Source organism: Kitasatospora sp. NPDC093102 (assembly GCF_040683915.1).
Classification (GTDB): Bacteria; Actinomycetota; Actinomycetes; order Streptomycetales; family Streptomycetaceae; genus Kitasatospora.
Genome location: NZ_JBFBFA010000025.1, coordinates 1 through 25,211, shown reverse-complemented (window position 1 = coordinate 25,211; position 25,211 = coordinate 1). Strand labels below are relative to the sequence as shown.

21 protein-coding genes are annotated in these 25,211 nt (G+C 71.1%); 14 read left to right on the top strand and 7 right to left on the bottom strand.

Annotation, left to right across the window (positions count from 1 at the left end; genetic code table 11):
- Window positions 1–694: 694 nt before the first annotated feature.
- The gene (locus tag AB0O11_RS26210; RefSeq protein WP_363391707.1) at window positions 695–943 is read right to left on the bottom strand and encodes a helix-turn-helix domain-containing protein; all 249 of its coding nucleotides are present in this window, start codon (window positions 941–943) and stop codon (window positions 695–697) included.
- Window positions 940–1,338 carry a helix-turn-helix transcriptional regulator gene (locus tag AB0O11_RS26205; protein WP_363391704.1) on the bottom strand — a complete coding sequence of 133 codons (399 nt, stop codon included), beginning with the start codon at window positions 1,336–1,338 and terminating at the stop codon, window positions 940–942. Before AB0O11_RS26205 ends, AB0O11_RS26210 begins: the two co-directional genes overlap by 4 nt.
- 230 nt (window positions 1,339–1,568) lie before the next feature.
- Here AB0O11_RS26205 and AB0O11_RS26200 point away from each other — a divergent pair, with 230 nt between their 5' ends.
- From AB0O11_RS26200 to rlmN, 3 genes are all read left to right on the top strand, one after another.
- Window positions 1,569–2,324, top strand: coding sequence for a GntR family transcriptional regulator (locus AB0O11_RS26200; RefSeq protein ID WP_363391702.1), 756 nt, complete (start codon window positions 1,569–1,571; stop codon window positions 2,322–2,324).
- Entirely contained in the window at window positions 2,308–2,835 is a 528-nt protein-coding gene (locus tag AB0O11_RS26195; RefSeq protein ID WP_363391699.1) for a GNAT family N-acetyltransferase, read from the top strand. Before AB0O11_RS26200 ends, AB0O11_RS26195 begins: the two co-directional genes overlap by 17 nt.
- Window positions 2,836–2,955: 120 nt before the next feature.
- A complete protein-coding gene (gene rlmN, locus AB0O11_RS26190) occupies window positions 2,956–4,056 on the top strand; it encodes a 23S rRNA (adenine(2503)-C(2))-methyltransferase RlmN (RefSeq protein ID WP_363391697.1) in 1,101 nt (366 codons plus the stop codon).
- A 73-nt stretch (window positions 4,057–4,129) separates the two neighbouring features.
- Here rlmN and AB0O11_RS26185 read toward each other — a convergent pair whose 3' ends face one another.
- The 4 genes from AB0O11_RS26185 to AB0O11_RS26170 form a co-directional block, all read right to left on the bottom strand.
- Window positions 4,130–5,281, bottom strand: coding sequence for a hypothetical protein (locus tag AB0O11_RS26185; protein WP_363391694.1), 1,152 nt, complete (start codon window positions 5,279–5,281; stop codon window positions 4,130–4,132).
- Window positions 5,282–5,308: 27 nt separating this feature from the next.
- Window positions 5,309–6,064 carry an ATP-binding cassette domain-containing protein gene (locus tag AB0O11_RS26180; RefSeq protein ID WP_363391691.1) on the bottom strand — a complete coding sequence of 252 codons (756 nt, stop codon included), beginning with the start codon at window positions 6,062–6,064 and terminating at the stop codon, window positions 5,309–5,311.
- A gap of 224 nt (window positions 6,065–6,288) precedes the next feature.
- Window positions 6,289–7,683 carry an aspartate aminotransferase family protein gene (locus AB0O11_RS26175; protein WP_196946910.1) on the bottom strand — a complete coding sequence of 465 codons (1,395 nt, stop codon included), beginning with the start codon at window positions 7,681–7,683 and terminating at the stop codon, window positions 6,289–6,291.
- Entirely contained in the window at window positions 7,680–8,153 is a 474-nt protein-coding gene (locus AB0O11_RS26170) for an Lrp/AsnC family transcriptional regulator (protein ID WP_030243538.1), read from the bottom strand. Before AB0O11_RS26170 ends, AB0O11_RS26175 begins: the two co-directional genes overlap by 4 nt.
- A 268-nt stretch (window positions 8,154–8,421) precedes the next feature.
- Between AB0O11_RS26170 and AB0O11_RS26165 the strand changes: the two genes are divergently transcribed.
- From AB0O11_RS26165 to AB0O11_RS26155, 3 genes are all read left to right on the top strand, one after another.
- Entirely contained in the window at window positions 8,422–9,897 is a 1,476-nt protein-coding gene (locus AB0O11_RS26165; RefSeq protein ID WP_363391688.1) for a gamma-aminobutyraldehyde dehydrogenase, read from the top strand.
- A 263-nt stretch (window positions 9,898–10,160) separates the two neighbouring features.
- Window positions 10,161–11,519, top strand: coding sequence for an aspartate aminotransferase family protein (locus AB0O11_RS26160; protein ID WP_363391685.1), 1,359 nt, complete (start codon window positions 10,161–10,163; stop codon window positions 11,517–11,519).
- Between the two features lie 87 nt (window positions 11,520–11,606).
- Window positions 11,607–12,809: a spermidine/putrescine ABC transporter substrate-binding protein gene (locus tag AB0O11_RS26155; protein ID WP_363391682.1), complete on the top strand. Its 1,203-nt coding sequence runs from the start codon at window positions 11,607–11,609 to the stop codon at window positions 12,807–12,809.
- A 10-nt stretch (window positions 12,810–12,819) separates the two neighbouring features.
- On the opposite strand, the gene AB0O11_RS26150 is transcribed toward AB0O11_RS26155, so the two are convergent.
- Window positions 12,820–14,472 (bottom strand): PucR family transcriptional regulator ligand-binding domain-containing protein, encoded by a 1,653-nt coding sequence (locus AB0O11_RS26150; protein WP_363391679.1) that lies wholly within the window; start codon window positions 14,470–14,472, stop codon window positions 12,820–12,822.
- Window positions 14,473–14,723: 251 nt separating this feature from the next.
- Here AB0O11_RS26150 and AB0O11_RS26145 point away from each other — a divergent pair, with 251 nt between their 5' ends.
- The 8 genes from AB0O11_RS26145 to AB0O11_RS26110 all read left to right on the top strand — a co-directional run bounded on the left by AB0O11_RS26145 (window position 14,724) and on the right by AB0O11_RS26110 (window position 24,760).
- Window positions 14,724–16,235, top strand: a complete 1,512-nt coding sequence (locus AB0O11_RS26145) for a gamma-aminobutyraldehyde dehydrogenase (RefSeq protein WP_224280188.1) — start codon at window positions 14,724–14,726, stop codon at window positions 16,233–16,235.
- A gap of 56 nt (window positions 16,236–16,291) precedes the next feature.
- Window positions 16,292–17,542, top strand: a complete 1,251-nt coding sequence (locus AB0O11_RS26140; RefSeq protein ID WP_363391676.1) for an extracellular solute-binding protein — start codon at window positions 16,292–16,294, stop codon at window positions 17,540–17,542.
- A gap of 41 nt (window positions 17,543–17,583) precedes the next feature.
- A complete protein-coding gene (locus tag AB0O11_RS26135) occupies window positions 17,584–18,726 on the top strand; it encodes an ABC transporter ATP-binding protein (protein WP_363391673.1) in 1,143 nt (380 codons plus the stop codon).
- Window positions 18,723–19,667: an ABC transporter permease gene (locus AB0O11_RS26130; protein ID WP_363391671.1), complete on the top strand. Its 945-nt coding sequence runs from the start codon at window positions 18,723–18,725 to the stop codon at window positions 19,665–19,667. The genes AB0O11_RS26135 and AB0O11_RS26130 overlap by 4 nt, the downstream gene beginning before the upstream one ends.
- A complete protein-coding gene (locus AB0O11_RS26125) occupies window positions 19,667–20,470 on the top strand; it encodes an ABC transporter permease (RefSeq protein ID WP_363391668.1) in 804 nt (267 codons plus the stop codon). Before AB0O11_RS26130 ends, AB0O11_RS26125 begins: the two co-directional genes overlap by 1 nt.
- Window positions 20,471–20,533: 63 nt before the next feature.
- Window positions 20,534–21,928: an FAD-dependent oxidoreductase gene (locus AB0O11_RS26120; RefSeq protein ID WP_224280155.1), complete on the top strand. Its 1,395-nt coding sequence runs from the start codon at window positions 20,534–20,536 to the stop codon at window positions 21,926–21,928.
- Window positions 21,929–22,239: 311 nt separating this feature from the next.
- Window positions 22,240–23,013, top strand: a complete 774-nt coding sequence (locus AB0O11_RS26115; protein ID WP_363391665.1) for a hypothetical protein — start codon at window positions 22,240–22,242, stop codon at window positions 23,011–23,013.
- 223 nt (window positions 23,014–23,236) lie between these two features.
- Window positions 23,237–24,760: a CoA-acylating methylmalonate-semialdehyde dehydrogenase gene (locus AB0O11_RS26110; protein ID WP_363391662.1), complete on the top strand. Its 1,524-nt coding sequence runs from the start codon at window positions 23,237–23,239 to the stop codon at window positions 24,758–24,760.
- The last annotated feature ends 451 nt before the right edge of the window (window positions 24,761–25,211 follow it).

The window sequence follows — 25,211 nt, the reverse complement described above, 5'->3', positions numbered from 1 at the left end:
CACGCTCCTTCGTCGGGTGCTCGTCTCCCCCTTTAAGAGCGCTTTTCCTTGGTGGAGTTGGCGGTGCTCGGTGGGGCACGCTCGCCCCGGTCCGCCGAGGAGAAGCGCTCTTAAGGAGGGGGTGTTCACCGGCCGTCGGTCGGGTGCTCACCGGTGTTCACGGGGCGGGCCTGAAGAGGCCACCCCCGCCGCTGAAACGGTGGCGGGGCCGGGCGCCGGCGGGCCGGTCGGTGGACCGGAGAAGCGCTTGTCCGGTCCCCGTGTTCACCGGCGGCCGGTCGGGTGCGCACGGGCGTTCACCCTGCTCTGATCAGGGGTTTCGGGTCCACGGCCGAGGGCTTCAGCCGGGCCCTGGGCTGTTTCAGGGGCGGGGCCGGGCGTTTCAGGTCCGGCCGGTGAGCGGGTCGTGAGTGGGGTGAACACCCGGGGCGTTCACCGGTGAACACCCGCACGGACCGGTGGCCGTTTCAGGGGCCGGGGTGGTCTCTTCAGGTCCGCCCGCTCGGGCTTCAGGTCCGCCTCGTGAGCGGCCCGTGAGCGCGGTGAGCGCCTGTGTGTTCACCGGTGAGTGTTCACCCGTCCCGGGCGCCGTTTCAGGTCCGCGCGGGGCCGTTTCAGGCCCGGCCGGTCGGGCTTCAGCGGCACTCGGTGAGTGCTCCCTGAGCGGGCGTGAGAGTCGCTGGAGCAGGGGCTGTCAGCCCGCGATGCCGGTGATGCCGACGGGGACGTTCAAGTCCTTCAGGTAGGTCCTGAAGACCGAGCGCTGGACGCGGATGTGGGAGCCGATGCGGTAGTGCGGCAGGCGGCCGGAGTTGATCTCGCGGTGCACGGTCCACTTCGTGGTGCCGAGCGCGGCGGCGATCTGCTTGACCGTCAGGGGCTCCCGGCTGGTGTAGCTGACCAGATCGGCGAGCGAGGGCATGTGCGGGTCGGGGTTGTTCACGCGGCCACCGCCAGCGGGAGCAGGCCGAACGCGGCCTCCGGGAGGCGCAGGACGGCGGCGATGCGCCGCAGCTCGGCGATGTCGCGGATGGTGCGCTTGCCGCGCTCCAGCAGCGACACGTACGACTGGCTGAAGCCGAGCAGGTCCGCCAGGTCGAGCTGCTTGAGCTGGGTCCGGGTGCGGAAGTTGCGCAGGACCGCGCCCAGGTCCGGGCCCTCCGCCACGACGGGGGCGGCGACCGGGGCCGACTCGCGGAACTCGGCCAGGCGGTCACGGCGGGTGTCCTCCGGGCCGACCGTCCGGCGGCACGGGCCGCACAGCGTGTCCGAGTTGCTCCGGCTCAGGTACGCCGAGCAGCGCAGGCACCGGCGGATCGCAACGACCGTGTCGTGCATGATGGAACTCCCTTCACTGGGCGTGGGCGGCGGTCTTTCTTGGCGGATTGGGCGCCGCCCACGGGGAACCAGAGGCATCGTCTGCATTGTCCGAACAATGCTGCCTTCGGGGAAGACTCTGGCATCGGCTATGACGCGCCGTCAAGCGCATCGTTCGCATTGACTGGACAATGGGTTGGGCCGAGCGGTTTCATGGACCCATGGCAACCACGCGAGCTGGGCGACCCCCGATGTACCAGCAGATCGCAGACGTGTTCCGGCAGCGGATAGCGAGCGGAGCCCTCGTCGCGGGCGACCGTCTCCCGACCGAGGCTGAGCTGGGCGAGGAGTTCGACGTTGGTCGAGGCACTGCACGGCAGGCCCTCGGGATACTGGTCAACGAGGGGCTAATCGAGGCAGCGCGTCCCCGCGGCTACTTCGTTCGCGAGCGCCGGCCGATGGTCTTCCGGCCGCAGGCAGAGTTCCGGACCCGGCCGTACTCGGAGGAGATGGACGCCTTCGTCACGGAGCACTCGGCGGACGGGCGGCAGGCCAGCCAGCGTATCGACGTGAGCATCGTGGAGCCGCCAGCCAGCGTCGCCAAGCGCCTAAACCTGGAGCCCGGACAGCTCGCGGCCGTGCGGCAGCGCGTGCGCTGGCTGGACGGGGAGCCGTTCAACCTGAACGACTCCTACTTCCCGCTGAGCCTCGTGCAGGACTCCGAGATCATGCGCCCTGCGGACATCGTGCGTGGTGCCAACGTGGTGCTTGCCGAGCTGGGGTACCTCCAGGTCCGTGCGCTCGACGAGCTGTACGTGAGGATGCCAACCCCAGGGGAGGCCAAGCGCCTTGAGCTGGGCGCCGGGACGCCGGTCGCCGAGCACGTCCGCACCGGATACACGGCTGAGGGCTTGCCCGTCCGGGTGGCCATCTCGGTCCTGCCGGGCGACCGGCACGTGATCACCTACGAGCAGGAACGAGAGCAGCAGGATGCCGACGCTAACTGACCTGGAGATTCGCCCCGCTCGCCGGGATCAGCTCGGAGAGGTGGAGACGCTGCTGATCGAAGCGAGCGAATGGCTCGCCTCTCGGGGCAGTGACCAGTGGCAGTTCCCGCCCCGGCGGGACCGGGTCATCAGCGCCATGGAGCGCGGGGAGTGCTTCCTGGCCTACCGCGACGGTGAGCCCGTCGCGACCATGACCGTGGACGACCAGGCCGACCCGGAGTTCTGGGAGCCCGAGGACCGGCCAGAGGACGCGCTGTACGTCCACCGCATGGCGGTGGCCCGCAAGGCGGCGGGCCGGGACGTGGGCGGGGAGCTGCTGGACTGGGCCGTCGACCGCGCGGCGGCTGCGGGGAAGCGGTTCCTCCGACTGGACGCCTGGAAAACGAACCCGGGCCTCCACCGCTACTACCTCGGTCAGGGCTTTTCCCTGGTCAGGGTCGTAGACCTGCCCCACCGGCCGTCGGGTGCCCTCTTCGAGCGGGCGGTCCACGGCAGCCCCGAGGGACGATGATCCGGGCCGTCTGTGGGCCGTCCGACGTCGGCCAACGATGACAAATGACGACCAGCGCTGAGCCCGGCCCCCCTGGTGGGGAAGGGCTCAGCGTCCGGCGTCTGCGACACTGGAACAACCATGCCTAAGCCCGGAGAACTCACCTTTGTCGCGCCGCGCGGCGCCAAGCCCCCGCGACACCTCGCCGACCTGAGCCCCGCCGAGCGCAAGGAGGCCGTCGCCGAGCTGGGCGAGCAGCCGTTCCGCGCCAAGCAGCTCTCCAACCACTACTTCGGCCGGATGTCGAACGACCCGGCGAGCTGGACGGACATCCCCGCCGCCAGCCGGGAGAAGCTCACCGGAGGCCTGCTGCCCGAGCTGATGTCGGTGGTCCGGCACGTCTCCTGCGACGACGACGCCACCCGAAAGACGCTCTGGAAGCTCTTCGACGGCACGCTCGTGGAGTCCGTGCTGATGCGCTACCCGGACCGGGTCACCATGTGCATCAGCTCGCAGGCCGGCTGCGGCATGAACTGCCCGTTCTGCGCCACCGGCCAGGCCGGGCTGACCCGCAACCTCTCCACCGCCGAGATCGTCGAGCAGATCGCCGCCGGGATGCGCGCGCTCAAGTCGGGGGAGATCCCCGGCGGCGAGGCGCGGCTGTCCAACGTGGTCTTCATGGGCATGGGCGAGCCGCTGGCCAACTACAACCGGGTGCTGTCCGCGATCCGCCGGCTGACCGACCCGGCGCCGGACGGCTTCGGTCTGTCCCAGCGCGGCATCACGGTCTCCACCGTCGGCCTCGTCCCGGCGATGCACCGGTTCGCCGACGAGGGCCTCAGCTGCCGCCTGGCGCTGTCGCTGCACGCCCCGGACGACGAGCTGCGCGACGAGCTGGTGCCGGTGAACACCCGGTGGAAGGTCGCCGAGGTGCTGGACGCGGCCTGGAACTACGCGGAGAAGTCCGGCCGCCGGATCTCCATCGAGTACGCGCTGATCAAGGACATCAACGACCAGGCCTGGCGGGCCGACCTGCTCGGCCGGCTGATCAAGAACCGCCGGGTGCACGTCAACCTGATCCCGCTGAACCCGACCCCCGGTTCCAAGTGGACGGCCTCCCGGCCCGAGGACGAGCGCGAGTTCGTCCGCCGGCTCCAGTCGCACGGCGTGCCGACGACCGTCCGCGACACCCGCGGTCAGGAGATCGACGGCGCCTGCGGCCAGCTCGCCGCGGCGGGCTGAGTCCCACCGCAGGAAACCCGCTACCGCAGGAAACCCGCTACCGCAGGGGAAACCCGCTACCGCAGGAAACCCGCTACCGGAGCCCGGCGGCCGCCAGTGCGGCGGTCGCCCCGCCGGTCAGCAGCAGCGTGCTGCCCACCGCGAGGGTGCGCAGCGCGACCGCCCCGAACAGCAGCCGGGGCGAGGTGCCGAGGCGCAGCAGCGCGTCGGTGACCTCCCGGCGGTCGGTGCGGACCTCGGCGAGGCGGACGATCACCGCGGCGGTCGCGCAGCCGAGCACCAGGCAGGCCTCGATCGCGGGCAGCACGTCGGCGCTGTCGGGCGTGCCGATCCAGTAGCGGATGGTGGTGAGCACCAGCGCGACGGTGAGGGTGAGCACGGCCAGCGGCGCGCCGAGCCGGCGGGCCTGGGCGGTGAGGCCGCGCCCGGCCAGCAGCCGCAGCGGGGTCGGCCGCCCGAGGGCGAGCAGCCGTCCGGCCCAGGCCAGCAGCGGGCCGGTGAGCAGGACGATGCCGAGCGCGCTGGCGGCCCAGCCGCCGAGGGCGGCGGTGCTGGTACTGCCGAGTCCGGCGGGCAGGTGGATCGGGCGGCCGTCGGCGGCGGCGTCGGGCCGCAGCGCGATGAGTTCGAGTGCGGCGCCGATCACTCCCAGCCCGATCGCCAGGGCGATCCGCCAGACGCCGAAGCCGGTCGGGGCGTGGGTGCGGCCGCCGGGCAGGGTCTCGGTGAAGGGCACCGCGCAGGCGGCGGCGGTGCCGGCGGTGAGCGGGACCAGGGCGAGCAGGACGACCGGCGCGGCGGGCGGCAGCGGCACGCCCATGCCGAGGTCGGGGGCGAGCGCGGGCCCGGCGATGTCGTTGCGCAGCACCAGGAAGGCCAGCAGGGTGAGGACGCTGCCGAGGGTGGCGGCGAGTGCGACCTCGCCGGCGATCAGCGTGCGGATCCGGCGGGAGCCGGCCCCGGCTGCGGTGAGGCCGGCGATCCGCTCGGGCCGCCGGGCGGGCACCGCACCGGCGGCGACGGCCGCGAACCAGGCGACGGCGGCGAGCGGGGGCAGGCACCAGAGCAGCCGGGCCAGCGGGTCGGCGCCGCCGGCCGGGTCGCTCATCGCCCGGCCGAGGGAGCGCAGCAGGAAGGCGGCGACCACGGCGGCGGCCAGTGCCGTGAGCAGCCAGCGGCCGAGGTCGGGCACCCGGTAGCCCCGGGCCAGACGGAGATAGAACACGTCGACTCTTTCAGCGGCTCGGCGTCGTCAGCGGCGGGTGGCCGTGACGGCGGGCGCTCCGGGAGCCCCGGGGACGGCGGTGCCGTGGGGGACGGGGGCGGCGGGGGCGGTGAGCCGTCCGTCGACGAGGGCGACGGCGCGGTCCGCGAACCGGACGAGCTCGGGATCGTGGGTGGCCAGGACGAGGGTGAGCTGGTGGGATCGGGCCGCGCTGGTCAGTATCCGCATGACCTGGTCGGCGGCCCCCCGGTGCAGTGGGGCGGTGGGGTCGTCGGCGAAGACGACGGGTGGCAGCGGGGCGAGGGCGCGGGCGACGGCGATCCGCTGACGCCGGCTCTGGACCAGCCGCTCGGGGCGCTGCCGGGCGCAGTCGCCGACGTTGAGGCGTTCCAGCCACTCGTCGGCGGCGGTGTAGGCGGCCTTGTTGCCGGCCCCGGCGAGCAGCAGCGGCAGGGCGACGTTCTCCCGGGCGGTCAGTTCGGGCACCAGGTGGGGCTCGGAGCCGACGAAGCCGAAGCGGTCACGGCGCAGCCGTTCGCGGCCGGCCCGGGGCAGGGTGTGCACGGGGGCACTGTTGAACCAGACCTCGCCCTCGTCGACCGGGAGTTGAGCGGAGAGGCAGCCGAGCAGGGTGCTCTTGCCGGAGCCGCGCGGGCCGGTGACGGCGAGCACCTCGCCCTCGCGGACGCCGATCGAGATGCCGCGCAGGGCAGGGGTGCCGTCATGGGACTTGACGATCTCCCGGGCCCACAGCACGTCGTTGTCAGGCGGTGCCGCTGACATGAGGATCCATCCTGGGTGGCCGCAGGGATATGACAGTCGTCAGATTAGAACGACCGGGGCGGGGCGCGATGGCGGCGCACTGGTCCATCACGGGCAAATCACCCGCATTCAGGCATGTTTGGTCGTACGACTGTGATGTTGGGCGGGCGGGGAAACGCCGAAGGGCGGTCCCGCGGGGAGCGGGACCGCCCTTCGGCGGAGGGTGGGGAAGAAGGCTCAGGGGATCAGATCTTCGCCCACGCGTCGGTGAGGCTGGTCCGCAGGATCTGCTCGATCTCGTCGAAGGTCGACTGGTCGGAGATCAGCGGCGGGGCCAGCTGGATGACCGGGTCGCCACGGTCGTCGGCGCGGCAGTACAGGCCGTTGTCGAAGAGGGCCTTCGAGAGGAAGCCGTAGAGGACGCGCTCGACCTCTTCGTCGTTGAACGACTCCTTGGTGACCTTGTCCTTCACGAGCTCGATGCCGTAGAAGTACCCGTTGCCGCGGACGTCGCCGACGATCGGCAGGTCGCGCAGCTTGTCCAGGGTGCCCAGGAACGCGGCCTCGTTGTCGAGCACGTGCTGGTTCAGGCCCTCGCGCTCGAAGATGTCGAGGTTGGCCAGCGCCACCGCGGAGGAGACCGGGTGGCCACCGAAGGTGTAGCCGTGCAGGAAGGTGTTGTCACCCTTGTAGAACGGCTCGGCGAGACGGTCCGAGATGATCGTGGCGCCGATCGGGGAGTAGCCCGAGGTCATGCCCTTGGCGCAGGTGATCATGTCGGGCTGGTAGCCGAACTTGTCGGCGCCGAACATGGTGCCGAGGCGGCCGAAGGCGCAGATGACCTCGTCCGAGACCAGCAGCACGTCGTGGCGGTCGCAGATCTCGCGCAGGCGCTGGAAGTACCCGGGCGGCGGCGGGAAGCAGCCACCGGCGTTCTGCACCGGCTCGACGAAGACGGCGGCGACGGTCTCGGCGCCCTCGTTGAGGATGGCCACCTCGATCTCGTCGGCGCACCAGCGGCCGTAGGCCTCGGGGTCGACCGTGCCGTCGGGGCCCTCGAGGAAGGCCGGGGCGCGGTAGATGTTGGTGTTCGGGGCCTTGTGGGTGCCCGGCACCAGCGGCTCGAACGGGGCCTTCAGGCCCGGCAGGCCGGTGATGGACAGGGCGCCCTGCGGGGTGCCGTGGTAGGCGACGGCGCGCGAGATGACCTTGTACTTGGTCGGCTTGCCGGTCAGCTTGAAGTACTGCTTGGCGAGCTTCCAGGCGGTCTCGACGGCCTCGCCGCCACCGGTGGAGAAGAAGACCTTGTTCAGGTCGCCCGGGGCGTAGTTGGCCAGGCGCTCGGCCAGCTCGACGGCCTTCGGGTGGGCGTAGCTCCACACCGGGAAGAAGGCGAGCTCCTTGGCCTGCTTGGCGGCGGCCTCGGCGAGCTCCTCGCGGCCGTGGCCGGCCTGGACGACGAACAGGCCGGCGAGGCCGTCGAGGTACTTGCGCCCCTTGTCGTCCCAGACGTAGGTGCCCTCGCCCTTGACGATCGTCGGCACGGGGGAGTTCTCGTACGACGACATGCGGGTGAAGTGCATCCACAGGTGGTCGTAGGCGGTCTTGGAAAGGTCCTTCTGCGCCGGGTCGGCTGTCATCGGGTGCCCCAGGTGTAGGTCTGTTTCCGGAGCTTCAGGTAAACGAAGCTCTCGGTGCTCCGCACGCCGGGAAGCGCGCGGATGCGCTTGTTGATCAGTTCGAGCAGGTGCTCGTCGTCCTCGCAGACCAGTTCGGCCAGGAGGTCGAACGAGCCTGCGGTGCAGACCACGTAGTCGACCTCGTCGAGGGCGGCCAGCGCGTCGGCGACGGGCTCGATGTCACCCTCGACCCGGATACCGACCATCGCCTGGCGGGTGAAGCCGACGGTGAGCGGGTCCGTGACGGCGACGATCTGCATCACGCCCTGGTCGAGCAGCTTCTGGACGCGCTGCCGCACGGCCGCCTCGGACAGGCCGACGGCCTTGCCGATGGCGGCGTACGGGCGGCGCCCGTCCTCCTGAAGCTGCTCGATGATCGCCTTGGAGGCGGCGTCGAGGGGAACGCTGGCGTTCCGGTCGCGGTTGGCCACGCGGCCACTGTGCCTGATCGCTCCCGTGTTCGCAAGCGTGGAAGCTGCTGATTTCGTCGTGATCTTGGAAATCGCATGCGGATTTCATCGCCCAAGCACAATTGCCCTGTCGATACCGGCAGTCGTGCGGCTACCCTGGCACGGTACGCGCGCGCCCCCGAGGGTCGCCGCACATACCGCCACCAGTGGACCGCGCCGCTCCGGACGCGGCCACTCGGCACCCTTCGTATGCCGGATCCGCCGACGTACCATGGCGCCGGAATCTGCAATGCCGCAGGCCCAGACCGAGGAGAGACCCGTGAGCGACCTTCGCACGCTGCGCAACTACATCAACGGTGAGTTCGTCGACGCGGCCGACGGCCGCACGCTCGACATCGTCGACCCGACCACCGGCGAGGCCTACGCGACGTCGCCGCTGTCCGGTGCCGCTGACGTGGACGCCGCCATGGCCTCCGCGGCGGCCGCGTTCCCGATCTGGCGCGACGCCACCCCGAGCACCCGGCAGAAGCTGCTGCTCAAGATCGCCGACGCGGTCGAGGCCCGTGCCGACGAGATCGTCGACGTCGAGGTGCGCAACACCGGCAAGCCGCGCGCGCTGACCCTCTCCGAGGAGATCGGCCCGATGGTGGACCAGATCCGGTTCTTCGCCGGTGCCGCCCGCCTGCTGGAGGGCAAGGCCGCCGGTGAGTACATGGACGGGATGACCTCGATCATCCGCCGCGAGCCGGTCGGCGTCTGTGCCCAGGTCGCGCCGTGGAACTACCCGATGATGATGGCCGTCTGGAAGTTCGCCCCGGCCATCGCCGCGGGCAACACCGTCGTGCTGAAGCCCTCCGACACCACCCCGGCCTCCACCGTGCTGCTGGCCGAGATCATCGGCGGCGTCCTCAAGGACCTGGAGCTGCCGGCCGGCGTCTTCAACGTCATCTGCGGCGACCGCGAGACCGGCAAGCTGATGGTCGAGCACAAGACCCCGGCGATGGCCTCCATCACCGGTTCGGTGCGCGCCGGCATCTCGGTTGCCGAGTCCGCCTCCAAGGACGTCAAGCGCGTCCACCTGGAGCTGGGCGGCAAGGCCCCGGTCGTGGTCTTCGAGGACGCCGACATCGCCGAGGCCGTCGAGGGCATCTCGGTGGCGGGCTACTTCAACGCCGGCCAGGACTGCACCGCCGCCACCCGCGTGCTGGTGCACGAGTCGATCCACGACGCCTTCGTCGAGGCGCTGGCCAAGGCCGCGGCCGAGACCAAGACCGGCGGCGTGGACGACGAGGACGTGCTGTACGGCCCGCTGAACAACGCCAACCAGCTGAAGCAGGTCTCCGGCTTCATCGAGCGGCTGCCCGCCCACGCCAAGGTCGAGGCCGGTGGCCACCGGGTCGGCGACAAGGGCTACTTCTACGCCCCGACCGTCGTCTCCGGCCTGAACCAGGACGACGAGATCGTCCAGAACGAGGTCTTCGGCCCGGTCATCACCGTGCAGAAGTTCACCGACGAGGACCAGGCCGTCGAGTACGCCAACGGCGTCGAGTACGCGCTGGCCTCCTCGGTGTGGACCAAGGACCACGCCCGCGCCATGCGGATGTCGCGCCGCCTGGACTTCGGCTGCGTCTGGATCAACACCCACATCCCGCTGGTCGCCGAGATGCCGCACGGCGGCTTCAAGAAGTCCGGCTACGGCAAGGACCTGTCGGCGTACGGCTTCGAGGACTACACCCGCGTGAAGCACGTCATGACCGCGATCTGAGCGGGTCGTGACCGTTGAGCGCAGTATGACCGCGATCTGAGCGGGTCGTGACCGTTGAGCGCAGTATGACCGCGATCTGAGCGGGTCGTGGCCGTCGAGCGCGGCATGACGGCCGTCTGATCAATTGATCACCGGCTGAACCGACCATGGGCCCGGGTCTTCTCGACCCGGGCCCTGCGTCTTTGCATCCTGTCGACGGTTGGCGCGACCGGCTGACACGATGGAACTGCCCTTCGGGGACGGGCCGCCCTAGCCTTACCGGCATGAGCATCCCCACCGCTGACTCAGCCGCAGGCCAGGCCGTCAAGGCCGCCGACCGCGCGCACGTCTTCCACTCGTGGTCCGCCCAGGCGCTGATCGACCCCCTCGCGGTGGCCGGCGCCGAGGGCTCGTACTTCTGGGACTACGACGGCAACCGCTACCTCGACTTCTCCTCGCAGCTGGTCAACACCAACATCGGCCACCAGCACCCGAAGGTGGTCGCCGCGATCCAGGAGCAGGCGGCGAAGCTCTGCACCATCGCCCCCGGCTTCGCGGTCGAGTCGCGCAGCGAGGCCGCCCGGCTGATCGCCGAGCGCACCCCCGGTGACCTGGACAAGATCTTCTTCACCAACGGCGGCGCCGAGGCCAACGAGAACGCCATCCGGCTGGCCCGGCTGCACACCGGCCGGCAGAAGGTGCTGTCCACCTACCGCTCGTACCACGGTGCCACCGCCAACGCGATCGCCCTCACCGGCGACCCGCGGCGCTGGGCCAACGAGACCGGCGTCTCCGGTGTGGTGCACTTCTGGGGGCCGTACGCCTACCGCTCCAACTTCCACGCCGAGAACGAGGCGCAGGAGTGCGAGCGCGCGCTGGAGCACCTGGAGCAGGTGATCGCGTTCGAGGGGCCCGGCACCGTCGCGGCGGTCATCCTGGAGACCGTGGTCGGCACCGCGGGCATCCTGGTCCCGCCGGCGGGCTACCTGGCCGGGGTGCGGGAGATCTGCGACCGCTACGGGATCGTGTTCATCCTGGACGAGGTGATGGCCGGCTTCGGCCGCACCGGCGAGTGGTTCGCCGCGGACCACTGGGGCGTCACCCCGGACCTGCTCACCTTCGCCAAGGGCGTCAACTCGGGCTACGTGCCGCTGGGCGGCGTGGCGATCAGCACCGAGATCGCGGCCACCTTCGCCGAGCGGGCCTTCCCCGGCGGCCTCACCTACTCCGGCCACCCGCTGGCCTGCGCCTCCGCGGTGGCGACCATCAACACCATGGCGGAGGAGGGCATCGTCGAGAACGCCAAGCACATCGGCGAGAGCGTGCTCGGCCCCGGCCTGCGCGAGCTGGCCGAGCGGCACCCGTCGATCGGCGAGGTCCGCGGCCTCGGCGTGTTCTGGGCGCTCGACCTGGTGAAGAACCGGGAGACCCGCGAACCGCTGGTGCCGTACAACGCGGCCGGCGCCGACAACGGTCCGATGGCCGAGCTGGCCGCCGCCTGCAAGCAGCGCGGGCTCTGGCCGTTCGTCAACATGAACCGCTTCCACGTCGTCCCGCCGTGCACCGTCACCGAGGAGGAGGCCAAGACCGGCCTCGCGGTGCTGGACGAGGTGCTGTCGCTCACGGACGCGCACGCTGTCTGATACCCACCAGGACGACGTACCGACCAGGACGGCCCCGGACACCCGTGCGCGTGTCCGGGGCCGTTCCACGCTCCGGAAGGCCCCTGCATGCCCAGCAGCACCACTCTGACCCGCCGTCCCTTCAACTCCCCTTCCCTGCGCAGGCGTTCCGTGCTCGGTGGGGCCGCGCTGCTCGGCGCCGGCACGCTGACCGGCTGCGGCATCCCGTCCGCGTACGTGGCAGAGGACCGCCGTTCGGCGCCGGACCGCTCGGAGAGCGACAAGCGGCTCGCGTTCTCCAACTGGACGCAGTACATCGACACCGACGACGCGGGCGGGCGGCCGACCCTGGACGCCTTCAGTGAGAACACCGGGATCGCGGTCACCTACACCGAGGACATCAACGACAACGACGAGTTCTTCGGCAAGATCAGCCCGGTGCTCACCCAGGGCGCCGCCCCCGGCCGGGACCTGATGGTGATCAGCGACTGGATGGCCGGACGGTACGTCTCGCTGGGCTGGGTGCAGGCCATGGACCGGGCCAACCTGCCCAACGTCACGGCCAACCTGGACCCGCAGCTCGCCGACCCGGCCTTCGACCCCGGGCGCGAGCGCAGCGTGCCGTGGCAGTCCGGGATCACCGGCATCGCCTACAACCGCAAGGCGCTCGGCCGGGAGCTCAGGTCCACCGCCGACCTGTGGGCGCCCGACCTCAAGGGCCGGGTCACGCTGTTCGCCGGGCTGGACGAGGCGCTCGGGCTGCTGATGCTCTCCCAGGGCGCGGACATCGCGAAGTTCAGCGACGACGACGCGCGCAAGGCGATGGACCTGGTGCAGAAGGCGGTCGACAGCGGCCACGTCCGGCGCTTCACCGGCAACGACTACACCAGTGACCTCGCCTCCGGTGCGGCACTCGCCTGCCAGGCCTACTCCGGCGACGCCGTCCAGCTGACCGCCGAGAACCCGGACATCGAGTTCGTGGTGCCGGAGGAGGGCGGCGAGCTGTGGGCGGAGAGCCTGATGATCCCCAACCGGGCCGCCCACAAGCGCAACGCCGAGCTGCTGATCGACTACTACTACCAGCCCGAGGTGGCCGCCGAACTCGCCACGTTCGTCCAGTACATCTGCCCGGTGCCGGCGGCCCGCGAGGTGCTGGCGGCCAGCGGCGACAAGGAGAAGGCCGAACTCGCCGAGAACCCGCTGGTGTTCCCGACCGAGGAGATGCGCGCCCGGCTGCACACCATGCGCGACGTCACTTCGGCCGAGCGGCCCGAGCTGCACAAGGTCTGGGGGCGCATCACCGGGGTGTGACGCGCGGGGCTCAGCGCCGGACGGCGTCCAGGGCGAGCAGTGCCACGTGCAGGGAGAGGCAGGACTCCACCTGGTCGAGGTCGACGCCGAGGATCCGCTCGACCTTGTGCAGCCGGTCGTAGAAGGACGGCCGGGACAGGTGCGCGGCGTCCGCCGCGGCCGACTTGTTCCGGCCCTGCTCCAGGTAGATCCGCAGCATCTGCACCAACTGGCCGTTGTGCTCGGCGTCGTGGGCCAGCAGCGGGCCCAGCTCCCGCTCCACGTACGTCTGCAGCCGGGCGTCGTCGCGCAGCAGGTGGAGCAGACCGCGCAGCCGGACGTCCGGCAGCCGGTAGTAGGAGGAGCTGCGGCCGCCGGGCACGTCGTGCAGGGCGGCGTCGGCGACCTGGGTGGCCTCCAGCAGGGTGCGCCGGGCGTCGCGCACCGAGCCGACCGACGAGCCGACCGCGACCACCGGGCCCGACGGGTCGCCGCCTTCCCGTCCGGCCTCGGCCGACATCCGGCGCAGCGTGGCCGAGAGGGCGTCCAGCGCGGCGTGTTCGTCCTGCTGGGTGCCGAGCGCGATCAGCAGGCCGACGGCCTCGTCGTCGAGCGCGCCGACCAGGGCGGACAGCCGGCAGGCCCGGGCCGCGCCGGCGGCCAGCTCGGTGAAGTCGCGCAGCCGGGCCTGTGCCTCCAGTGCGGCCGGGATCGGCCCGCGCCGCTGCCGCAGCACCACGCCGACCAGCCGGCGGCCCTCCAGCGGGACGCCGAGGGCCTGGGCGCGCAGGGCGGCCTCGGAGACGGTCAGCGCGTGGGTGAGGATGCCGGACAGCAGGGTGCGGTGGGTCTGCCGTTCCAGGCTCTCCCGGTCGCGCACCACCAGCCGGTTGAGCGCCAGCGCGGAGGCGCCGCGCTCCAGCAGCATGGTGTGCGGGTGGGCCTCGCCCTCGGGCAGCGGGCCGGGCTCCTGCACCAGCACCAGTCGGCCCCAGTCCTGGCCGCGGGCGCCGACGGTCGTGACCAGCCAGCCGCTGCGCGGGTCGTGGCCGGTGCGCCCGGCCGGACGGACGCCGCGCGAGCGGCGCTCCCAGTCCTCCAGGACCTCGGCCTCCGGGCGTCCGGCGGTGTCGTGGGCGAGCACCTGGTGGGCCAGGTTCTCCAGGACGACCGGGGCGCCGGCCATCCGGGCCACCTGGCGGATCACCTCGGGCGGCTCGGCGCCCTCCACCACCAGCTCGTTGAAGACCTGGTGGACCGACTCGGAGACCCTCAGCTGCTCCAGCTGGGCGTTGACCACCAGGGCGTGCACGGCCTCGGTGACGGCGACGAAGCGCAGCTCGCGGCGGAGGGTGATCAGCGGCAGCCCGCGCTGCTCGGCGGCGTTGACCAGGGCGCGGGGGAGCGAGTCGAAGTAGCGCCGCCCGAACTCGACGACCAGGCCGGCCACCCCGACCTCGTCCAGCTCGCGCACGTAGCGGGCCAGGCCCTCGCGGTCCTCGGGCAGGGCGATGCCGGTGGTCAGCACCAGCTCGCCGCCGCGGAGCATCCCGGCGACGTCGGGCAGCTCGCTGACGTGGACCCAGCGGACCGGCCGCTCCAGGTGGTCGGCGCCGGCCACCACCTGGGGCAGGCCGCGCCGCATCACGTCCAGGTCGAGGACTCGGGCGACGGTGGGGAGCATCGCGGGCCTCCGGGGCCGTGGGACCGGAGCGGGGGCTCCGGGGTGATCAGGGTGTCAGGTAAATCATCCATCCCCCCGACGACCTGTTGCCCTGCTCGCTGCCTTGCACCCTGTAAGGCCCTTCGTGTTGAGATTGCCGAAGTGACCCTTGTCACCCCGTCCCCGCAGCAGGCAAGGTCAGCGGGACCGCAGACCCCCATCGCGGACGCGTGACCCCGCAGCGGTCGAACCACGGCACTTGGAGGAACCAGATGGACCTGACCGACTTCGGCCCGGGCGCGCAGTACATCGCGGGCCGCCAGACCCGGGGGAGCGGCGAACCCTTCCAGGTCGTCAACCCCGCCGACGGCAGCGTGGTCGAGCAGGTCGCGCTGGCCACCACCGAGGACGTGGACACCGCCGTCGCCGCCGCGAAGGCGGCCCTGCCCGGCTGGTCCTCGGCCACCCCCGGCGCGCGCTCCGAGGCGCTCACCCGGCTGGCCGCCGTCCTGGCCGGGGCGGCCGACGACCTGGCCCGGGTGGAGACGGCGCAGACCGGCAAGCCGGTCAAGCTGGCCACCGAGTTCGACGTGCCCGGCACCATCGACAACGCGGCCTTCTTCGCCGGCGCCGCCCGCAACCTGGAGGGCAAGGCGGCCGGCGAGTACTCCGGCGACCACACCTCGTACGTGCGCCGCGAGGCGGTCGGCGTGGTCGGCTCGATCTCGCCGTGGAACTACCCGCTGCAGATGGCCGCCTGGAAGATCCTCCCGGCGATCGCCGCGGGCAACACCATCGTGCTCAAGCCGGCCGAGCTGACTCCGCTGACCTCGCTGATGTTCGCCCGGGCCTGCACCGCCGCGGGCATCCCGGACGGCGTGGTCAACGTGGTCACCGGCGCCGGGCGCACCGCGGGCGAGCACCTGGTCGGGCACCCGGACGTCGCGATGGTCTCCTTCACCGGCTCCACCGGCGTCGGCAAGCGGGTCGCCGAGATCGCCACCGCGAGCGTCAAGCGCACCCACCTGGAGCTCGGCGGCAAGGCCCCGTTCGTGGTCTTCGACGATGCCGACCTGGACGCCGCGGTGCACGGGGCGGTCGCGGCCTCGCTGATCAACGGCGGCCAGGACTGCACCGCCGCCACCCGGGCCTACGTCCAGCGCCCGCTGTACGACGCCTTCGTGGCCGGGGTGGCCGAGCTGTACGCGGCGATCCGGATCGGCGACCCGCTGAACCCGCACACCGACCTCGGCCCGCTGGTCTCGTACGCCCACCGGGACCGGGTGGCCGGCTTCGTGGAGCGCACCCGCTCGTACGCCACCGTGGTGACCGGCGGCCGGGCCCCGGAGAAGGGCCACGATGGCACCGACCTCACCCGGGGCGCGTACTACCAGCCCACCCTGATCACCGGCGCGGCCCAGGACAGCGAGGTCGTGCAGGGCGAGATCTTCGGCCCGGTGCTGGTCGTGCTGCCCTTCGACGGCGACGACGAGGGGCTGCGGCTGGCCAACGACACCCCGTACGGCCTGGCCGCCTCCGCTTGGACGAGCAACGTGCACCGCTCGCTGCGCGCCACCCGGGAGATCGCGGCCGGCTGCGTCTGGGTCAACGACCACATCCCGATCATCAGCGAGATGCCGCACGGCGGTTACAAGGCGTCCGGCTACGGCAAGGACATGTCCCAGTACTCGCTGGACGAGTACACCCAAGTCAAGCACGTCATGTTCGACACCACCGCGGTGGCCCGCAAGGACTGGCACCGCACCGTTTTCGGAGACAGATAACCCCCCGGTTCCAGCGGGTGCCCCCACACCCCATCTCCCCCCAGGAGGCCCGTTCCATGGCGTTCAACGAGCTCACCGACGGTCTGCCCGAACCGGTCCGAAGGGCCTGGGAACGCAGCCTGGCCAGCGGCCGGGCCGCGCTCGGCCGCCGGACCCTACTGCGCGCCGCCGCACTGAGCGCCGGAGCGGGCACCCTGGCCGCCTGCGGCATCCCGGCGGCCCCCCGGGCGACCGGGGACTCGACCGCGAACGCCGCCAAGGACCTCTCGGAGACGCAGAAGGAGGTCAACTTCTCCAACTGGCCGCTGTACGTGGACACGGACGAGAAGGACAAGGAGAAGCACGGCACCCTGGACGCCTTCACCGAGGCCACCGGCATCAAGGTCAAGTACAACGAGGACGTCAACGACAACGTCGAGTTCTTCGGCAAGGTCAAGCCGCAGCTCGCCTCCGGCCAGGACACCGGCCGCGACCTGATGGTGCTCACGGACTGGATGGCCGCCCGGCTGATCCGGCTCGGCTGGGCGCAGAAGCTCAACCCGGCGAACGTCACCACCGCGATCACCAACATCGAGGCGCGCTTCCGCGCTCCGGACTGGGACCCGGGGCGGCTGTACTCCTACCCGTGGGCCGGCATCCAGACCGTCGTCGCGTACAACAAGAAGGCGACGAAGGGGAAGGAGGTCACCAGCGTCTCCCAGCTGCTGGACGACCCGGACCTCAAGGGCCGGGTCACCTTCCTCTCCGAGATGCGCGACAGCATCGGGATGGTCCTGCTGGACCAGGGCAAGGACACCGCGAAGTTCACCGCCGACGACTACGACGGGGCGGTCGCCCGGCTGCAGAAGGCCGTCGACAGCAAGCAGATCCGCCGCTTCACCGGCAACGACTACGGCCAGGAGCTCTCCGCCGGCGACATCGCGGCCTGCATCGCCTGGGGCGGCGACCTGATCCAACTGCGCGCCGACAACCCGGACATCGAGTTCGTCATCCCGGAGAGGGGCTACATCTCCTCGACCGACAACATGCTGGTCCCGGCCAAAGCGCAGCACAAGGCGAACGCGGAGAAGCTGATTGACTTCTACTATCAGCCGAAGATCGCGGCGCAGCTGGTCGCAGGCATCGGTTTCGTCTCCGCCGTCACCGGGATGAAGGACGAGCTCGCCGGCATCGCCCCGGACACCGCGGCCAACCCGCTGGTCGTACCCACCCCCGAGATGGCGGTCAAGGCGCACCTGTTCCGCACGCTCTCCGAGAGCGAGGAGAGCGACTTCGAGCAGAAGTTCTCCAAGCTGATCGGCGCCTGACCCCCAACTCCCGGCAGAGAAACCCAGGAAGACACCACCCCATGACAGACCAGCAGCGCGACCCGGCCGTCGGCGGCGACGTCCGGCTCACCGGCATCGGCAAGACCTACGGCTCCTTCACCGCCGTCCACCCGCTCGACCTGACCGTCCCGCAGGGCTCGTTCTTCGCCCTGCTCGGCGCCTCCGGCTGCGGCAAGACCACCACCCTGCGCATGATCGCCGGCCTGGAGGAGCCCACCACCGGCACCGTCCTGATCGGCGGCCAGGACGTCACCGCCCTGCCCCCGTACAAGCGGCCGGTGAACACCGTCTTCCAGAGCTACGCTCTCTTCCCGCACCTGGACATCTTCGAGAACGTCGCCTTCGGCCTGCGCCGACGCGGCAGGAAGGAGGTCAAGAAGCAGGTCGACGAGATGCTGGAGCTGGTCGAACTCGGCCAGTACGCCCGGCGCAAGCCGCACCAGCTCTCCGGCGGCCAGCAGCAGCGCGTCGCGGTCGCCCGCGCGCTGATCAACCACCCGCAGGTGCTGCTCCTGGACGAGCCGCTCGGCGCGCTCGACCTCAAGCTCCGCCGCCAGATGCAGCTGGAGCTCAAGCGGATCCAGACCGAGGTCGGCATCACCTTCGTGCACGTCACCCACGACCAGGAGGAGGCCATGACCATGGCCGACACCATCGCGGTGATGAACGGCGGCCGGGTCGAGCAGCTGGGCGCCCCCGCCGAGCTGTACGAGAACCCCGCCACCACCTTCGTGGCCAACTTCCTCGGCCAGTCCAACCTGCTGCCCGCCGAGGTCACCGGCACCGAGGGCGGCGACCTGCTGCTCAGCGCGGCCGGTGCCCGACTGGCGGTGCCGAAGGCGCGCTGCGCCACCGACTCCAAGCGCGTCCACCTCGGCGTGCGCCCGGAGAAGATCACCATCACGCACGCCTCCGAGCAGGTCGCCGACGGCCGCAACCGGCTGGCCGGCACGGTGCTCGACTCCAGCTTCATCGGCGTCTCCACCCAGTACGTGGTGCGCACCGACGGCGGCCAGGAGGTCACCGTCTTCGAGCAGAACATGGAGCGCGACGCCCGGATCGTCCCCGGTGCCGCCGTCCTGCTGCACTGGAACCCGGCGCACTCCTTCGCCCTGGACGCCGCGCAGGCGATCGACGCGGGCACCGCGGAGGAGGCCGCATGACCACCACCGCCACGGCCGCGCCGCCGCAGGCCATACCCCCCGACGGCGGCGCCCTGGCCGGGACGCCCGCGAAGACGAGGCGCAAGCTCACCCCGTACTGGCTGCTGCTGCCCGGCATCGCCTGGCTGGTCGTCTTCTTCGCCGTGCCGATGGTCTACCAGGGGTCGACCTCACTGCAGACCGGCTCGCTCGAAGAGGGATTCAAGGTCACCTGGCACTTCTCGACCTACTGGGACGCCCTGGTCGAGTACAAGTGGCACTTCCTCCGCTCGTTCTCCTACGCGGCCGTCGCCACCGTGCTCTGCCTGGCCGTCGGCTACCCGCTCGCGTACATGATCGCCTTCAAGGCGAGCAAGCGCTGGCGCAACGTCATCCTGATCCTCGTCATCGCGCCGTTCTTCACCAGCTTCCTGATCCGCACGCTGGCCTGGAAGACCATCCTGTCCGACGGCGGTCCGGTGGTCGGCGCGCTGAACGCGCTGCACGTCCTGGACATCACCAACCTGCTCGGCCTCACCGACGGCGACCGGGTGCTGGCCACGCCGCTCGCGGTGGTCTGCGGTCTGACCTACAACTTCCTGCCGTTCATGATCCTGCCGCTGTACACCTCGCTGGAGCGGATCGACCCGCGCCTGCACGAGGCGGCCGGCGACCTCTACGCCCGGCCGTTCACCACCTTCCGCAAGGTCACCTTCCCGATCTCGCTGCCGGGCGTGGTCGCGGGCACCCTGCTGACCTTCATCCCGGCCTCCGGCGACTACATCAACGCCCAGCTGCTGGGCTCGCCGAGCGAGCAGATGGTCGGCAACGGCATCCAGAAGCAGTTCCTGAACGTGCTCGACTACCCCACGGCGGCCGCGCTGAGCTTCATCCTGATGGCCCTGATCCTGGGCATGGTGACGGTCTACATGCGCAAGGCCGGGACGGAGGATCTGGTCTGATGTCCCGGATGTTCAAGTGGATCCGCGCCCACCTGGTGGTGCTGGCCGGCCTGCTGGCCCTCGCCTACCTGGTGCTGCCCAACCTGGTCGTGCTCGCCTTCTCGTTCAACAAGCCGGTGGGCAAGTTCAACTACGAGTGGAACGAGTTCTCCACCGACGCCTGGACCAACCCCTGCGGCGTGGCCGACATGTGCCAGTCGCTCTCGCTCAGCCTGCAGATCGCGGTGCTCGCCACCATCGGCGCCACCGTGCTCGGCACCATGGTCGCCTTCGCGCTGGCCCGCTACCGGTTCCGCGGCCGCTCGGCCACCACCGCGATGATCTTCCTGCCGATGGCCATGCCCGAGGTGGTCATGGCCGCCTCGCTCGGGACGCTCTTCCTCAACATGCGCATCCCGTTCGGCTTCACCACCATCCTCATCGCGCACATCATGTTCTGCCTCAGCTTCGTGGTGACGGCGGTCAAGGCGCGCGTGATGAGCATGGACCCGAGGCTCGAACAGGCCGCCCAGGACCTCTACGCGACCCCCACCCAGACCTTCCTGAGGGTCACCCTGCCGCTGGCGGCACCCGGCATCGCGGCGGGCGCGCTGCTCAGCTTCGCGCTCTCCTTCGACGACTTCATCATCACCCAGTTCAACTCGGGCCCGACCACGGTCACCTTCCCGATGTTCGTCTGGGGCGCCTCGCAGCGCGGCATCCCGGTGCAGGTGAACGTCATCGGCACCGCGATGTTCCTCGCCGCCGTCGTGCTGACCGTCGTCGGCCAGTGGCTGGGCAACCGCCGGAAGGCCGCCGCCTGACGTACGGTCGACAGCGGTGGCACGTGAAACCGTCATCTATTCGTAGAAAGTGGCTGATAATGCATGGACTCCGCCCGCGCACTCAGTGACGCCAGGCCCACCCCCTTCTGGCTGGAGGATCCCGGCCGGCCGGCGGCGCTGCCCGCCCTGGTCGGCGACACCACCTGCGACCTGCTGGTCGTCGGCGGCGGCTACTCCGGCCTGTGGACCGCCCTCATCGCCAAGGAGCGCGACCCCTCGCTGGACGTCGTGCTGGTCGAGGGCAACGAGGTCGGGTGGGCCGCGTCCGGGCGCAACGGCGGGTTCTGCGCGGCCAGCCTCACCCACGGCTTCGGCAACGGCCTGGACCGCTGGCCGTCCGAACTGGCCCAGCTGGAACGCCTCGGTGCCGCCAACCTCGACGGCATCGAGGCCACCCTCAAGCGCTACGGCATCGACGCCGAGTGGGAGCGCACCGGCGAGATCGACGTCGCCACCCAGCCCCACCAGGTCGAGGAGCTCCACGAGATCGCCGAGGCGGTCGCCCGGTACGGCTTCGACATCACCGTCCTGGACGCCGACCAGCTGCGCGCCGAGGTGAACTCGCCGACCTTCCTCGGCGGCCTCTGGGACAAGGAGGGCGTGGCGATGGTCCACCCCGCCAAGCTCGCCTGGGGCCTCAAGGACGCCTGCCTGAGCCAGGGCGTGCGGATCTTCGAGCACACCCGGGCCACCGACCTGCGGGAGCGCGGCAGCGGCATGGCCGTCCGCACCCCGTACGGCAGGGTCTTCGCCCGCAAGGTCGCGCTCGGCACCAACGTGTTCCCGTCGCTGCTCAAGCGGGTCCGCCCGTACATCGTCCCGGTGTACGACTACGCACTGATGACCGAGCCGCTCAGCGACGAGCAACTCGCCTCGATCGGCTGGCGCGGGCGGCAGGGCCTCGGCGACAGCGCCAACAAGTTCCACTACTTCCGGCTCTCCGCCGACAACCGGATCCTCTGGGGCGGCTACGACGCGGTCTACCACTTCGGCGGCCACGTGCGGCACGAGTACGACCAGCGGCCGGAGACCTTCCGCACCCTGGCCAACCACTTCTTCCGCTGCTTCCCGCAGCTGGAGGGCCTGCGCTTCACCCACGCCTGGGGCGGTGCGATCGACACCTGCAGCCGGTTCTCGGCGTTCTTCGACACCGGGTACCGGGGCAAGGTCGCGTACGCGGTCGGCTACACCGGGCTCGGCGTCGGCGCGACCCGCTTCGGCGCCGAGGTGATGCTCGACCTGCTCGCCGGCGAGCGCACCGAGCGCACCTCGCTGGACATGGTGCGCAGCAAGCCGCTGCCGTTCCCGCCCGAGCCGGTGCGCTGGGCCGGGATCGAACTCACCACCCGGTCGCTGGAGCGGGCGGACCGCAACGGCGGCCACCGCAACCTCTGGCTGCGCACCCTCGACCGGCTGGGGCTGGGCTTCGACAGCTGAAGCGCGGCCGCCACCGGTCGGATGACCCCAGTCGTGTGATCAGGACCCGCCGTCCGCCTCTCCCCGGTGACGGCGGGTCTCGCTCTTCCCGCCGTCACCGAACAGTACGAACGGCACGAAGCGGGGACACGACACGGAGACCACCGGACCGCACTGGCTCGCTCAGCCGGCACCGGACCCGGGGTCCTTCCGGGAGCAGCGGGAGCGCACCGGGCCGGGCCTGCTGCCACCGGCCGACCGACGCCGGGACGTGCTCTGCGTCGCCGGGCGGCTCGGGCGCGCGGAGCGGGCGGTCGCGTCAGACTGGTGGCGTGACCACCGTCCCGCACGCCGTCGACGCGTCCCTCCGCCCGGGCCCCGCCCAGCTGCGCCTGGCCGCCTCGGCCGCACCCGTCTGCGACCGGTACGGCCTCGCGCTTGCCGGCGGGCACGCGCTGCGGGCCCATGGCGTCGCGGCCTGCCCGCAGGACGGGCTGACCCTGGCGACCGGCGGCGCCGACCTGCCGGAGGTGGCCGCCGCGCTGGGCGAGGCGTACCGGGCGGCGGGCGGCGGGGTCGTCGAGCGGCCGGGCACACCGCGGCTGGAGCAGCTCACCGTCCGGCTGGTGCTGGGCGGGCGGTCGCACTCGGTGGAACTGCGCAAGGAGCCGCTGAGCCACCGACCGGTCCGGCTCGATCTCGGTGCGCCCGGTCCGGACGAGCCGCCGGTGGTGCTGCCGGTCGTCGCCCTGGAGGACGCCGCCGCGCTGACCACCGCGCTGCTCGTGGACCGGGGCATGCCTCGCGACCTGATCGATGTGCACGCCCTCACCTGCTGCTACCGGGAGGGCGAACTGCTCGCTCTGGCAGAGGAGTTGGACCCGGACTTCCAGCCCGCGGCGCTGGCCGAACGGCTGGAGACGCTCGCCGAGGCGGCGGACGGGCGGTTTCGCGCGCGGGGCGTTCCGGCCGGGGAGGTGGACGAACGGAAGCGGTGGGCGCTGGCCTGGGCACAGGACCTGCGGCTGGACCTGCTGGAGACCCGGGAAGCGGCGGACGGGCTGCACGACCCGTACCTGGAGGAGCCAGAGGACGGGGATTCCTGAGGCCCGGCCCCGTGCGGTCACTCGTCCGGCGGAGGGACCGGACGACCTGTAAGGCTGAATCCATGATCCCCGTCAGCCTGTTTGTTGAGCCGGGCCGGAGTGGCCACCAGACTGGGAGACGAGCGCGGTAGCCCCGTGATTTCCGTCGCCCGGCCCACCTGCGGGCGGCGCCAGACAGGACCGGTGGCAGGACGCCGCCCGGGACTTCGGAGGCAGACGGACCTTGAGCAAGCACATCATTCACTGGATCGGCGGCAAGCCGGTCGCCACCGCCGGTGCGGCCCCCCGGCGCGGTGAGATCTTCGACCCGGCCACCGGCCAGGTCACCGGCCAGGTCGACTTCGCCGAGATCGCCGAGGTCGACCAGGCGGTGGCCGCCGCCGCCTCGGCCTTCACCGAGTGGCGCAGCGCCTCGATCGCGAAGCGGACGACGGTGCTCTTCGCCTTCCGCGAGCTGCTGAACGCCCGCCGCGACGAGCTGGCCTCGATCATCGTGGCGGAGCACGGCAAGGTGCACTCCGACGCGCTGGGCGAGATCGCCCGCGGCCTGGAGGTCGTGGAGTACGCCTGCGGCATCCCGCAGCTGATCAAGGGCGGCTTCACCGAGCAGGCCTCGACCGGCATCGACGTCTACTCGATCCGCCAGCCGCTCGGCCCGGTCGCGATCATCTCGCCGTTCAACTTCCCGGCCATGGTGCCGATGTGGTTCTTCCCGATCGCCATCGCGGCCGGCAACAGCGTGGTCGTGAAGCCCTCGGAGAAGGACCCGTCCGCCGCCAACTTCCTCGCCGAGCTGTGGAAGGAGGCCGGCCTGCCGGACGGCGTCTTCAACGTCGTCCACGGCGACAAGGTGGCCGTCGACCGCCTGCTGGAGCACCCGGACATCAAGTCCGTCAGCTTCGTCGGCTCCACCCCGATCGCCCGCTACGTCTACGAGACCGGCACCCGCTACGGCAAGCGCGTGCAGGCCCTGGGCGGAGCCAAGAACCACATGCTGGTCCTGCCGGACGCCGACCTCGACCTCGCCGCCGACGCCGCCGTCAACGCCGGCTTCGGCGCGGCCGGCGAGCGCTGCATGGCGGTGTCCGTGCTGGTCGCGGTCGACCCGATCGGCGACGAGCTGGTCGAGAAGATCAAGCAGCGGGTGGCCACCCTGAAGGTCGGCCCGGGCTGCAACGGGGACTCCGAGATGGGCCCGCTCGTCACCGGCCAGCACCGGGACAAGGTCACCTCCTACGTGGAGTCCGGGATCGCCGACGGCGCCGAGCTCGCGGTGGACGGCCGTAAGCACCCGGTCACCGCCGAGGACAGGAACGGCTCCCCGACGGCCGACGGCTTCTGGCTCGGCCCCACGCTGTTCGACCACGTGAAGCCCGGCATGTCCGTCTACAACGACGAGATCTTCGGCCCGATCCTCTCGGTCGTGCGCGTCGACTCGTACGAGGAGGGCGTGGCGCTGATCAACGCCAACCCGTACGGCAACGGCACCGCCCTCTTCACCAACGACGGCGGCGCGGCCCGGCGCTTCCAGTTCGAGGTGGAGGTCGGCATGGTCGGCATCAACGTGCCGATCCCCGTCCCGGTCGCCTACTACTCCTTCGGCGGCTGGAAGGCCTCGCTGTTCGGCGACGCCCACGCGTACGGCGCGGACGGCGTGCAGTTCTTCACCCGGGGCAAGGCCGTGACCCAGCGCTGGCTGGACCCGTCGCACGGTGGCATCAACCTGGGCTTCCCCACCAACAGCTGAGCCGCACGGCTCCGCCGGCCGGACCCCTCTCCCCGGGGTCCGGCCGGCCGTCTTTGCACGACGTTTGCATCCGCCCGCGGAAGCGCGTACAGTTCTTCGAGCTGCCTGGCAGGGAGCACCGGACACGCATCTGCGCGGACGGTCCCGGGGCTGCCAATCCTCTGAAACACCACTTCTCGGTTCGTGCCGGTCGTTTTCGCTTTTCCGCGTGATGGCCTGGTGTGCATTAGGTGTGCGCGTTTTATCGGGTTGCGGTCGGATTCGCTTTTCGGAGCGGGGATCGGCTAGAGTTTGAAACGTCGGACGGGGCGTCAAACCCCGGAAGACACCGGCGAGTTGGATGAACGAAGCCCCGGAAACGGAGCGGAAAACATCTGATAAGCTGGAAACACGAAAGAACGAAGCCCGGAGGGTCCGCTGGAAGGCGGTCCGAAGGAAGCGTCCGTTCCTT

Coding starts and splice junctions, on each gene's coding strand:
- AB0O11_RS26135 (WP_363391673.1), top strand. CDS start 17,584: ATGACAGACCAGCAGCGCGACCCGGCCGTCGGCGGCGACGTCCGGCTC.
- AB0O11_RS26205 (WP_363391704.1), bottom strand. CDS start 1,338: ATGCACGACACGGTCGTTGCGATCCGCCGGTGCCTGCGCTGCTCGGCG.
- AB0O11_RS26140 (WP_363391676.1), top strand. CDS start 16,292: ATGGCGTTCAACGAGCTCACCGACGGTCTGCCCGAACCGGTCCGAAGG.
- AB0O11_RS26155 (WP_363391682.1), top strand. CDS start 11,607: ATGCCCAGCAGCACCACTCTGACCCGCCGTCCCTTCAACTCCCCTTCC.
- AB0O11_RS26130 (WP_363391671.1), top strand. CDS start 18,723: ATGACCACCACCGCCACGGCCGCGCCGCCGCAGGCCATACCCCCCGAC.
- AB0O11_RS26175 (WP_196946910.1), bottom strand. CDS start 7,683: ATGACAGCCGACCCGGCGCAGAAGGACCTTTCCAAGACCGCCTACGAC.
- AB0O11_RS26120 (WP_224280155.1), top strand. CDS start 20,534: ATGGACTCCGCCCGCGCACTCAGTGACGCCAGGCCCACCCCCTTCTGG.
- rlmN (WP_363391697.1), top strand. CDS start 2,956: ATGCCTAAGCCCGGAGAACTCACCTTTGTCGCGCCGCGCGGCGCCAAG.
- AB0O11_RS26165 (WP_363391688.1), top strand. CDS start 8,422: ATGCCGCAGGCCCAGACCGAGGAGAGACCCGTGAGCGACCTTCGCACG.
- AB0O11_RS26145 (WP_224280188.1), top strand. CDS start 14,724: ATGGACCTGACCGACTTCGGCCCGGGCGCGCAGTACATCGCGGGCCGC.
- AB0O11_RS26125 (WP_363391668.1), top strand. CDS start 19,667: ATGTCCCGGATGTTCAAGTGGATCCGCGCCCACCTGGTGGTGCTGGCC.
- AB0O11_RS26180 (WP_363391691.1), bottom strand. CDS start 6,064: ATGTCAGCGGCACCGCCTGACAACGACGTGCTGTGGGCCCGGGAGATC.
- AB0O11_RS26195 (WP_363391699.1), top strand. CDS start 2,308: ATGCCGACGCTAACTGACCTGGAGATTCGCCCCGCTCGCCGGGATCAG.
- AB0O11_RS26150 (WP_363391679.1), bottom strand. CDS start 14,472: ATGCTCCCCACCGTCGCCCGAGTCCTCGACCTGGACGTGATGCGGCGC.
- AB0O11_RS26160 (WP_363391685.1), top strand. CDS start 10,161: ATGAGCATCCCCACCGCTGACTCAGCCGCAGGCCAGGCCGTCAAGGCC.
- AB0O11_RS26200 (WP_363391702.1), top strand. CDS start 1,569: ATGTACCAGCAGATCGCAGACGTGTTCCGGCAGCGGATAGCGAGCGGA.